This is a genomic window from Pseudomonas fluorescens (genome assembly GCF_902497895.1).
Lineage (GTDB): Bacteria > Pseudomonadota > Gammaproteobacteria > Pseudomonadales > Pseudomonadaceae > Aquipseudomonas > Aquipseudomonas fluorescens_BP.
This window is the reverse complement of sequence record NZ_CABVHQ010000116.1, coordinates 1-7,648: the sequence shown is the minus strand read 5'-3', so window position 1 is coordinate 7,648 and position 7,648 is coordinate 1. Positions and strand designations below refer to the sequence as shown.

9 protein-coding genes are annotated in these 7,648 nt (G+C 55.2%); 7 read left to right on the top strand and 2 right to left on the bottom strand.

Annotated features, from left to right (window positions below; genetic code table 11):
- The 7 genes from eutC to F8N21_RS29335 all read left to right on the top strand — a co-directional run.
- A partial coding sequence (eutC, locus tag F8N21_RS29365; RefSeq protein WP_150645459.1) for an ethanolamine ammonia-lyase subunit EutC occupies positions 1–651 on the top strand: 651 nt, incomplete at its 5' end.
- A gap of 106 nt (positions 652–757) precedes the next feature.
- Positions 758–1,216 carry a GNAT family N-acetyltransferase gene (locus F8N21_RS29360; RefSeq protein ID WP_150641239.1) on the top strand — a complete coding sequence of 153 codons (459 nt, stop codon included), beginning with the start codon at positions 758–760 and terminating at the stop codon, positions 1,214–1,216.
- Positions 1,217–1,488: 272 nt separating this feature from the next.
- Positions 1,489–2,145, top strand: a complete 657-nt coding sequence (locus F8N21_RS29355) for a DedA family protein (protein ID WP_150645458.1) — start codon at positions 1,489–1,491, stop codon at positions 2,143–2,145.
- Between the two features lie 6 nt (positions 2,146–2,151).
- Entirely contained in the window at positions 2,152–2,964 is an 813-nt protein-coding gene (locus F8N21_RS29350) for a zinc-dependent peptidase (protein ID WP_150645457.1), read from the top strand.
- Between the two features lie 111 nt (positions 2,965–3,075).
- Positions 3,076–3,603: an inorganic diphosphatase gene (gene ppa / locus F8N21_RS29345; protein WP_150645456.1), complete on the top strand. Its 528-nt coding sequence runs from the start codon at positions 3,076–3,078 to the stop codon at positions 3,601–3,603.
- A 216-nt stretch (positions 3,604–3,819) separates the two neighbouring features.
- Positions 3,820–4,524 (top strand): helix-turn-helix transcriptional regulator, encoded by a 705-nt coding sequence (locus F8N21_RS29340; protein ID WP_412071686.1) that lies wholly within the window; start codon positions 3,820–3,822, stop codon positions 4,522–4,524.
- Between the two features lie 972 nt (positions 4,525–5,496).
- On the top strand, positions 5,497–6,567 hold the full coding sequence (locus F8N21_RS29335) for an Abi family protein (RefSeq protein ID WP_150645454.1): 1,071 nt from the start codon (positions 5,497–5,499) through the stop codon (positions 6,565–6,567).
- Between the two features lie 176 nt (positions 6,568–6,743).
- On the opposite strand, the gene F8N21_RS31580 is transcribed toward F8N21_RS29335, so the two are convergent.
- Both F8N21_RS31580 and F8N21_RS29325 read right to left on the bottom strand, forming a co-directional pair.
- The gene (locus tag F8N21_RS31580; RefSeq protein WP_412071687.1) at positions 6,744–7,175 is read right to left on the bottom strand and encodes a hypothetical protein; all 432 of its coding nucleotides are present in this window, start codon (positions 7,173–7,175) and stop codon (positions 6,744–6,746) included.
- 259 nt (positions 7,176–7,434) lie between these two features.
- On the bottom strand, positions 7,435–7,648 hold a 214-nt coding region (locus F8N21_RS29325), incomplete at its 5' end, for a pilin (protein ID WP_191624432.1).

Genomic DNA, 7,648 nt, shown 5'->3' with positions numbered 1-7,648 from the left:
GCGGGCCTGGGCACGCAACTGGCCGAGCGTGGGCGCGACAGCCTGTTGCTGCACAGCGCCGCGACCGATCGCAACAGCTATCTGCAACGCCCCGACCTCGGCCGACGGCTGAGCGACGAGTCGGCGCAAAAACTGCGCGAGCATGCCCAGGCCAATCCCGGCGGCATCGACCTGGCGGTGGTGGTGGCCGATGGCTTGTCAGCGCTGGCTGTACATCGCCATACCCTGCCCTTTCTGGCACGCATGGAAGAACAGACTCAGGCCGAAGGCTGGTCACTGTCGCCGGTTATCCTGGTGGAACAGGGCCGGGTCGCGGTGGCCGATGAAATCGGCGAACTGCTCGGCGCCAGGATGGTGGTGATCCTGATCGGCGAACGCCCCGGCCTCAGCTCGCCGGACAGCCTCGGCCTGTACTTCACCTACGAGCCCAGGGTCGGCCTGACCGACGCCTACCGCAACTGCATCTCCAATGTGCGGCTGGAAGGGCTGAGTTATGGCATGGCCGCTCATCGTCTGCTGTACTTGATGCATGAAGCCTGCCGCCGGCAGCTGTCAGGGGTCAATTTGAAAGACGAAACACAGGTTCAGACCCTGGATTCGGACACTGCCGTCCACTCAAACGGCAACTTCCTACTCTCAAAACCGGTGTAATTGGCGGGATCCTGATTGCGCTTTTTACAGGCTTTAGGCAGCATCGGATCACGGCTGCTCGAGTAATGATCCGTTTTGCCGTACCCACTTCAAGTTGAGGCCAATCATGCGGATTACTCAAGCGACCCTGGAACACCTGGACTTGCTGACCCCCTTATTCGTCAAATACCGTGAATTCTATGGTGCGCTGGCGTATCCCGATTCCTCCCGCGTCTTTCTCGAAAAGCGCCTGCGACGCAAGGAATCGGTGATCTACCTGGCCCTGTCCGATGAAGACAACGGCAAGTTGCTGGGCTTTTGCCAGCTGTACCCGAGTTTTTCCTCCCTGTCGCTGAAACGCGTGTGGATTCTCAACGATATATATGTTGCCGAAGAATCCCGTCGACAGCTGGTGGCCGACAACCTGATCCGCACCGCAAAAAAAATGGCCAAGGAAACCCATGCCGTGCGCATGCGGGTGTCCACCAGCAGCAACAACGAAGTGGCGCAGAAAACCTACGAATCCATCGGCTTTCGCGAAGACACCGAATTCAAGAACTACATACTGCCTATCAGCGACGAGTAGTCACCCGGCGACGAGCTGTGGTGAGAGGGATTGCCCTGATCATGTAGGAGCGAGCTTGCCCCCTCACCACAGCCCCCTTCAGATCCCTGAAAGCCCCCACCCCGCCTCCCTCAAGCGAAATCCCCCGCTACAATCTCGACACGCAATTCACAGCCCAGCCCGTATAATGCCGAGCGTTGTGGCGTGTAAGAAAAAACCCACCGCTCTGTAGCCATTAATTTCGAAGCCTTCGCACGGACCTGCCGAGTCGGGTCATCACCACAGGTACCTCCATGGATTTCAACCCGCTCGACCTTATCTTGCATCTCGACGTCTATCTCGATTTGCTGGTAACCAACTACGGGCCATGGATCTACGCCATCCTGTTTCTGGTGATCTTCTGCGAAACCGGTCTGGTGGTGATGCCGTTCCTGCCTGGCGATTCGCTGCTGTTCATTGCCGGCGCCGTGGCGGCAGGCGGCGGCATGGACCCGGTATTGCTGGCCGGCCTGTTGATGCTGGCGGCGATCCTTGGTGACAGCACCAACTATATAATTGGCCGAACGGTGGGCGAGCGCCTGTTCAGCAATCCCGACTCGAAAATCTTCCGCCGCGACTATCTGCAGCAAACCCAAGATTTCTATGACAAGCATGGCGGCAAGACAGTAACCCTCGCGCGTTTCATGCCCATCATTCGGACCTTCGCGCCGTTCGTCGCCGGTGTCGCGAAAATGCCATACCCGCGATTTCTCACTTTCAGCGTTGCCGGCACCCTCCTCTGGGTCGGCGGGCTGGTGACACTCGGCTATTTCTTCGGCAATGTACCGTTCATCAAGCAGAACCTGTCGCTGCTGGTCGTGGGCATTATCCTGCTGTCGCTGTTGCCGATGATTATCGGCATCATCCGCAGCCGCCTGGCCAACTCAGCCTCAAAAGCCGGAACGCGCTGATCGCCCATGTGGTCACTCAATGCCTGGCGCCGCCAGCGCACTCTGGCCAAGCATCCCGTTGCGGCGCAAACCTGGCGGCGAGTGCGTGAACACCTGAGCTTTCTCGATGGCCTGAGCGACGCCGAAGACCAATGGCTGCGCGAGTCCAGCGTGCTGTTCCTGCAAGCCAAACACCTCACCACTCTGCCTGGTGTCGAACTTCACCAGGAGGAGCGTCTGCTGCTGGCGGCCCAGGCGCAATTGCCGCTGTTGCATCTGGGCGAGCTGAACTGGTATCAGGGATTTCACGAAATCGTGCTGTATCCGGACGACTTCCTCAGCCCCCAGCGGCATCGCGATGCCAGCGGCGTCGAGCATGAGTGGAACGGCGAACACAGTGGCGAAGCCTGGCAACAGGGCCCGGTGATTCTGGCCTGGCCCGGAGTCCTTGCCAGCGGCGGCTGGGAAGGTTACAACTTGGTCATCCACGAACTGGCGCACAAACTCGACATGCTCAACGGCGACGCTAATGGCCTGCCGCCACTGCACAGCGACATGCGTGTCAGCGAATGGTCAGCGGTGATGCAAAAGGCCTACGACGACCTCAATCGCCAACTGGATCGCAATCCCGACGCTGAAACACCGATCGATCCATACGCCGCGGAAAACCCTGCCGAGTTCTTTGCCGTCACCAGCGAATACTTCTTCAGCGCCCCGGACCTGCTCAATGGCGCCTATCCGCAGGTCTACCAGCAATTGCAGCTGTTTTATCGTCAGGACCCACTGGCCCGACTCAAGCAACTGCAGGCAGTCCATCCGGACTACCGGGTACACGACTAAGGTCTACACGACCTCTGGCACGTGGCATCGACGGCGGAATATGCCTATAATCGCCGCCACTTTTAGGTCAATCCGGCCAAGTCATTTGGCCCATCACGGGGGCACCGCCCAATGAGCTACAGCAAGATTCCGGCTGGCAAAGACCTGCCGAACGACATCTACGTCGCCATCGAGATTCCGGCCAACCACGCGCCGATCAAATACGAAATCGACAAAGACAGCGACTGCCTGTTCGTTGACCGTTTCATGGCCACCCCAATGTTCTACCCGGCCAACTACGGTTTCATCCCCAACACCCTGGCCGACGACGGTGACCCCCTCGACGTGCTGGTCGTGACCCCTTACCCGGTTGCTCCTGGTTCGGTAATCCGTGCACGCCCGGTCGGCATCCTGCACATGACCGACGATGGCGGCGGCGATGCCAAAGTGATCGCAGTTCCACACGACAAGCTGTCCCAGCTGTACGTCGACGTCAAAGAGTACACCGACCTGCCAGGTCTGCTGCTCGAGCAGATCAAACACTTCTTCGAGAACTACAAAGACCTCGAAAAAGGCAAATGGGTGAAGATCGAAGGTTGGGGCGACGCCGAAGCCGCTCGCACCGAGATCATGAAGTCGGTTGCAGCCTACAAAGGCTGATCCTGCCTTCACTCGCAGGCATAAAAAACCCCGGTTATCCGGGGTTTTTTTATGCCTTGAAAAACCCGACAAGAGTAATTAAACACAAATAGTACTATTTGTTTAAATCGTACTTAATACCTTCAACACCGGATTCAACTCTACTAACTAATTCCTATAAAAATTGAACACTTTGTTTATTTAAACAATTATCGCTCCTCCGTAAAATCCGTGCTCATGAATACATCCGGCGATCGCTTCAAGGCACTCCTCAAAGAGGTCAACCTCAAGCCCACAGAGTTTGCAAAGTTTTGCAATGCAAAGCCTCAGCACGTGAACAACTGGTACAAGCGCGGCGTCCCTCTCTGGCGCATGGACGAGTTTGCCCGGCTGTTATCCGTCAACAGCAAGTGGCTGCACACTGGCAAAGGGCCGAAGTACCCAACTAAATTTTCAACAACGGAAACAATCGGTATTTATAACGACAGTCTGCAATTCACGGATGTAGAAATCCCTTGTTATAAAGAAGCTTCGACCCGACCAGATTCAAACACCCTCGAAATAACCGGTCACAGCGTGCGATTGCCGAGACACTATCTGGAATCACTGGAGGTCGATCCGGATAAAGCCGTCTGCGCACCAATGATCGGCAACAATATGGCGGAAAAGATTCAGGACGGCTCCACCATCGCCATTGACCGAAGCCTGACTCAGATCGTGGGCGGCGAAATCTATGTCCTCCAGCACCAGGGCAGGCTGCGGGTGAACTACCTGCACCGCCTCCCCGCTGGCGCGCTTCGACTGTGCAGCCACAACAACCCCGAATACCCGGATGAAATATTCAGCGCCGAACAGATCAAGGCGCAGAACATCCAGATACTGGGCTGGGTATTCTGGTGGTCGACACTCACCAAACGCCGCCCGAATGTAGCGCTCAAGTAAGCCATTGGGCGATTTTTCAGCACGCGATAGCTCTGGATCGCCCTTTGGGCTGGGAATTTTTCAAAAAAATCAGTATGCTGCGCCCCACATTCGCGCTTCGACCGTCCAGCACGGCCAGATCGCCCAGACGCGGCAGATGATTTTCTCGCCAAGTCCCACAGCCGGACGCAAGATCCGGGTGTACGTTTTGAAGGCTGGCGCGGCTTACCAAAAATGAGCCAAGCCAGTCCCCGAGAAGCCGGCCACAAGCCGGCTTTTTAATGCCTGTAAGCCACGCAGAGTGCGGGCTTGGCACGAAACACCATCTTTGACGAGGACCGCACACCTCCATGCCAAGAGATACCTACCACCGTCTACTCAATTCTTGTTTAGCCGGACCTCCAAACTAGCCGTTCATCACTCGCATTGTGTCGTGCCAAGCCCTCAATGACCGACCCGGGTAAACGGTGATTTGCCAATCTTCTCCCCTACGCGCGTACTGATCCGAAAATCATCAAAATATTTCCTCGCTTTAAGGCCTACGAAAATGATCCATTTGTTTCAGATACGCTTATGCGGCAAGACGGTGCCACATCAGCACATCAGCGAGGTGAGTGATGATTGATAAACGTGACGGTACGACCAAGAAACCGGTGAAGACGCAGGAGTATTTCCCGCAGGCCAACCCCAGCAAGCGTCCAAGGGGTGGTGGCAAGGGTGGGAAGCGCGGCAGATGATGTGTGCTCATACGACAAGGACGCCTATGGGAGCGCCCTTTATTTTGCGGTCAGGAGTCAGATCTGACCCAATCAAAAACATTCGCTTTCGATTATCGACGGTGTCGAGATACCATGGTGAAAATGGTTTCCCAGAAAAGCGAAACCCCGGGAGAGTTTGACTGTCCCGGGGCTCTAGATCTAGTGCGGAGGGCGCTTGATCCAAGGGATCAGAGGGGCCACATCAGCTGCTAGGTACTGAGGAATATACACTTCCATGGCGGAGAGTCAACAGTCGTTCTCGTACGGAGCGCTTATCGCAAGGGATCTTGAGGCGCTGATTTCTAGCAAGCGGTACTCCACTTATCTCAAAAAAGCAGGTCACAAAGATGACTTTGCTTTCGAGCTTTATCTCTATAACGCCAGGTTGGCCAAGGCATTCCTCTTTCCACTGCATGTAACTGAAGTTGTGGTGCGTAATGCAATCGACGAGATTCTGTGCGCGCAGTATACGAACCAATGGCACCTGGATGCGGTTTTTCGGTCGATGATCACGCCAGAAAGCTTAACAACCTTGAAAAAGGCAATCGACCGGGCTTCGAAGGGTGGCGCTCCAGCGCAGAAGGATGATGTGGTTTCTCGGCTTACGTTTGACTTCTGGTCCAACCTCTTCCGATCATCCTATGACCGACCACTGTGGCAGACCAATATCAAGACATTGATGCCGCTCAATCCTACGATCACTAGAGCTTCGCTTCAGACTCTGCTGATGAGTATCAACAATTTTCGAAATCGCATCGCTCACCATGAACCGATTTTCGCGCTAGACGTCTCGTTGATGTACAAGGAGATCCTGCAGGTCGTAGGGTACCGATCAGTAACGGCCGAAAATTGGATCAAATGTCACTCAACTGTGCATAAAGTTATGCGATCTAGGCCGTCGTCAGGACTAGGTGCCGGGCCAACCTTAGCGTCCCTCTGCGATAGCGATTTTTCGACCTTACCGGTCACTACAAAATTATCAGACGTAAAGACTAAGCAGCCGCAGACAAAGTTTATTGTTTGTCTGGATGACAAGTCAGGGGAGACGGTCGGCATACTTAAGGCTGCTGAACTAGGTGAATTTATGTTTTCCTGCGCAGACGAAAGCGGGTTGATCGACCTGACTGAGCACTGTTTGGGTGATGTATGTGCTCATTCCAGTGCTGCGCGCGCCTATGCAAAAGTCGACGGTGCCGAGGGAGCTATCGCCCTCACCAATATTTTTCGAGGCTTTGTCTGCTATGCCCTCGTGTTGGATGCTGGGAAGCCCAAGGGGGTGATTTCAAAACCCCACCGGAAGTATTGACGTAGCAGGCTCATCCTGACACCTCAACGCTTGTTCGTGGATTGGAAAGCGTACTCATCAAGTGCGGCAGCGATCAGTTCGGCTGCGTCCGCTGTGTGTTGTTTGCGCAGCTTCCTGGCAGGAGTCCATGATGCGGGCGATATACTCGAGTTTCGCGCTCAGGAAGTCTTCGGCATCTATATCGTCGGATGGGTGCGTGATGTCCCGTTCGAGACACGTCCGCGCTCACTTGTGGCTGCACTGGACGAAAGCGCTGCCAGAATTTCCAGGAGTTCGATAGCGCTGCCGCCTCTCTTCTTGATACCAGTGCTGTCGTCTTCCGCTTCGCGAACCTTGCCGATTCCGCGATCCATGATGCTTTCGCGCATATTCTGCCGCCAGCAATTCGGTTTTATACCGGGTCTTGCGCAGGGCGGCGCGTTGCTTGGCGGCTTCGTCAACCGGATTGGGGGCGAGTTCTTTACCACGCCATCGCCCCACTCCGCGGCCTCGATCTTGCCGCTGATATAGGCCCCTACCTGCCAGTGCAGCTCGATCAGCTCGGTATTGACAGCCTGCACCGCTCGCTGCGCCAATACCGAACGAGTATCCCGATCCTCGCTGGACATTGGCGTACCGGTAAACGCAAGAAGGTAGCGTTCGGCAGCACGTTACACAGATGCTGGGCATACCCAGCCTGGTAACGGGCCCTGATTTCAGCGACCTGAAGCGCTGCGCAATCCTACCGGCGATCATAGTCCAAAAATTGAAGGTATAAATTCAGGGTTGCCGGTCATAAGTACTCATGACGACTTGAAAAAAAGACCATCAGTGAAATTCACTGATGGTCTTTGGCGATTCAAAGCTTTGCCTATGAAAGGCTATTTGTTACTCAGCAGGAGGTGCAGCAGGTCCTGGGCAGCCTTTACTCGCATACTTCGCATCGCCACTGTACGCGCAAGTCCACGCACCGGCGGCGTCTCGCGACCAGGTAATGTTACCTTTCGCGGCTATATTGTTTAAAACGACACATTTGATTGTTCCGTCACCAGTAGCTGCTTGAGTAGTTGTAATGGTGCAGTTGGTACTATCTTTCAATCCA

Excerpts from the sequence above, each read along its gene's own strand:
- F8N21_RS29350 (WP_150645457.1), top strand. The coding sequence starts at position 2,152 with ATGTGGTCACTCAATGCCTGGCGCCGCCAGCGCACTCTGGCCAAGCAT.
- F8N21_RS29335 (WP_150645454.1), top strand. The coding sequence starts at position 5,497 with ATGGCGGAGAGTCAACAGTCGTTCTCGTACGGAGCGCTTATCGCAAGG.
- F8N21_RS29360 (WP_150641239.1), top strand. The coding sequence starts at position 758 with ATGCGGATTACTCAAGCGACCCTGGAACACCTGGACTTGCTGACCCCC.
- F8N21_RS29340 (WP_412071686.1), top strand. The coding sequence starts at position 3,820 with ATGAATACATCCGGCGATCGCTTCAAGGCACTCCTCAAAGAGGTCAAC.
- F8N21_RS31580 (WP_412071687.1), bottom strand. The coding sequence starts at position 7,175 with ATGTCCAGCGAGGATCGGGATACTCGTTCGGTATTGGCGCAGCGAGCG.
- F8N21_RS29355 (WP_150645458.1), top strand. The coding sequence starts at position 1,489 with ATGGATTTCAACCCGCTCGACCTTATCTTGCATCTCGACGTCTATCTC.
- ppa (WP_150645456.1), top strand. The coding sequence starts at position 3,076 with ATGAGCTACAGCAAGATTCCGGCTGGCAAAGACCTGCCGAACGACATC.